Genomic DNA, 2,813 nt, shown 5'->3' on the forward strand with positions numbered 1-2,813 from the left:
CGGCCCGGCGGCCTGCAGGCCGCCGGGCCGGGGTGATGGGTGAGGTCGGCTGGCGTCGGTGGCGTCGGTGGCGTCGGTGCGCGGGACCGGATCGGTCGCGGGGTTCTGCGCGGCGGGACGACGTCGGCGCGGCGTCGGCGGCAGTGGTCCGGGAACGGTGCGAAACGCGTCCGGGGTCCGGCAGTGCCGGTGCCGGTGCCGGTGCCGGTGCCGGTGCGGGTGCCGGTGCGGGTGCCGGTGCGGGTGCGGGGCGCGCTCGCCGCTCGGGGGCGCGGATCGTCGTGCGGTCGTGCCCCGGATGCCGGGTGATCGCCGAGATCGGCCGGCCCTGGCGGCGCAGCGTGTGCGCGTCGGGGTCTTCCTCCGCTGTGAGGGCCCGGTGCCTGCGGCGGGGCCCGGCCGTTGCTCACGCGGGCTTGCCGCGGCCCGCCCCGGCCCTCCGGACGCGCCGGACGGGTTCTTCCGGAGGGTGGGGGCCGGGCCCCGCGTGTGTGGCCCGGACTCCGGTGGCACCTGGGGAGATTCGGGTAGCGCCGTCAGGGTGCCCCGGTGTCCCGGTGTTCCGGGCTTTGCTGCTGCGGGTGCGGGTGCGGGTGCGGGCGCTGCTGCGGCGGGTGCGGCGGTGGGTGCGGTGGCGGGGTCAGGGGGTGGTGGTGTGGGGGAGGGTGGTGTCGAGCCAGTCGAAGACGCTCTGGTGGAGGCGGGCCATGGCGCCCATGTGGCAGTGTTCGCCGGCGCCTTCGGCTTCGGTGAGGGTCAGGAGGGTGCGGGGGCAGGTGAGGGCGGCCTGGACCTGGTGGGGCTGGCCTTGGAAGAACTGGTCGTTCTCGGCGTCCAGGACGAGGGTGGGGCAGGTGATGAGGGGGGCGTGGCCCTCCAGGGTGTAGGGGGCGGTGCGGCGCAGGTAGTCCGCGGGGCCGGTGGCGCCGAACGTCCACACGCCGTTGCGCAGGGCCCAGCGCAGCTGGGTGCTGTGCTCCATGAGCAGGCCCAGGACGGCGTCGGCGAGGTCGTCGTGGCCGCCGTGGACCAGGTCGCGCAGGAACGGCGGCAGGAAGCGGTCGTGGGCCTGGCCGTAGCTGTAGAGGCCGTCGTCCAGGACGAGGGCGGCCGGGCGGTGGTCGTGGGCGCCGGCGCGGGCGGCGAGGTAGCCGCCGAGGCTGTAGCCGAACAGGACCAGGCGCTTCGGGTCGACCTCGGGGCGGGTCAGGGCGTGGTCGATCACCGGGGTGGCCACCGCTTCCCAGTCGGGGCGGAAGACGAGGTGCTGTTCGCGCAGGGCGGCGCCCTGGCCGGGGCCGTCGTAGGCCAGGACGTGGTAGCCGCGGCGCACGGCGGCGGCGGCGAGGGCGAAGTAGGACTCTTCGAGGGTGGAGTCGAAGCCGCTGGTGAACACGATGGTGGGGCGGGGGGCGGCGCTGTCGTCGGCGAGGAAGAGGTAGCCGGGCAGGGTGGTGTCCTGGTAGGGGATGCGCAGGGCCTGGACGGGGGTGTCCATCAGGGCGGCGGCCGCCGCGAAGCTCTCGCGCGAGAGCGCGGCCAGGCGGTGGGCCTCGGGGTCGTTCGCGGGGTCGTCGCGGCGGTAGAACTCGGCGGTGCGGTAGTAGTTGGAGGCGCGCAGCAGGCCCTCGCGGGCGCTGACGCGGTGGCCGGCGGCCAGGGAGCGTTCGGCGGCGGCGTGGACGCGTTCGGCGGTGGCCGTCCATTCGCGCAGCCAGGCCGCCTCGTCGCCCTCGCCGATGCGCGAGGCGGTGGCCACCACCTCGCCCAGGTCGGCGCCGCCGTCGTTCGCGAACCCGGCCGCGCGCAGTGTCTCGAAGGAGAACGACTCGTCCTCGAAGAGGAACCGCATGGTGCACTCCCAACCAAAGCCGAGACGGAACCGTTCCGTCTCGGCTTGGACGTTAGCCCTCTCCCAGTCGAGACGCAAGCGTTCCGTCCGGTGGTAGGTTCGGGCCATGCCCGCCACCCCCGCCCCCGCGGACCCTGCTGCCGCCCCCGCCGCCCCCGCCGCCCCCGCCGCCCCTGCCGCCCCCGCGGACCCTGCTGCCGCCCCTGCCGCCCCTGCCGCCCCCGCCGCCCCCGCCGCCCCCGCCGCCCCTGGCGCCGCGGGGCCCGCGCCGGCGGGGCCCGCGCCGGCGGGACCCGGGCGCCGTGCGCCCGGCGGGCCGGTCCTCCAGGACTCCGTCACCCGGGCCATCGCCGACGCGTTCTTCGAGGAACTCGCCGCCGTCGGCTACGCCCGCCTCTCCCTGGAGAACGTCGCCCGCCGCGCCGGCGCGGGCAAGGCCGCGATCTACCGCCGCTGGTCCTCCAAACTCGACATGACCCTCGCCCTGGTGCGCGCCGTCGCCGTCGACGACTCCGAGACCGAGGACACCGGCACCCTGCGCGGCGACGTCCTCGCCTTCCTCACCGACAATGCCCGCGCGCTGCGCCACCCGCTGCCCTCGCGGATCATCCCCGACCTGATCGCCGAAGCCGGCCGCAACCCCGAACTCGCCCAGGTCCTGCTCACCGCCGTACGCGACACCCGCCGCGGCAACGCCTCCCGCCTGCTGGAACGGGCCGTCGAACGCGGTGAACTGCCCCCCGGCACCGACCTCGAACTCGCCCTCGACCTCCTCGCCGGCCCCCTGTACTGGCGCCTGGCCGTGGTCCACACCCCCACCGCCCCCGACTACCTGGAGCGCCTCACCGACAAGCTCCTCGCCGCCTTCGCTTCCTAATGTTGTTTGTCAAGCCGTCTCGGTCGCTGGCGGTGTGACGTGGTAGCACCGTCTGTCACGGATCAGGGCCCAGAGGACGTTGAC

General features: G+C 75.7%; 2 protein-coding genes. One reads left to right on the forward strand and one right to left on the reverse strand.

Annotated elements, in window-relative coordinates; all coding sequences use genetic code 11:
* Window positions 1–640: 640 nt before the first annotated feature.
* Window positions 641–1,852 carry an alpha/beta hydrolase family protein gene (locus ACZ7KX_RS41995; RefSeq protein ID WP_470331222.1) on the reverse strand — a complete coding sequence of 404 codons (1,212 nt, stop codon included), beginning with the start codon at window positions 1,850–1,852 and terminating at the stop codon, window positions 641–643.
* A 106-nt stretch (window positions 1,853–1,958) separates the two neighbouring features.
* Between ACZ7KX_RS41995 and ACZ7KX_RS42000 the strand changes: the two genes are divergently transcribed.
* Complete coding sequence (locus tag ACZ7KX_RS42000; RefSeq protein ID WP_470331223.1) at window positions 1,959–2,729, forward strand: TetR-like C-terminal domain-containing protein; 771 nt, start codon at window positions 1,959–1,961, stop codon at window positions 2,727–2,729.
* Window positions 2,730–2,813: the final 84 nt, after the last annotated feature.

The sequence above is a fragment of the Kitasatospora sp. NPDC038210 genome (assembly GCF_055600605.1).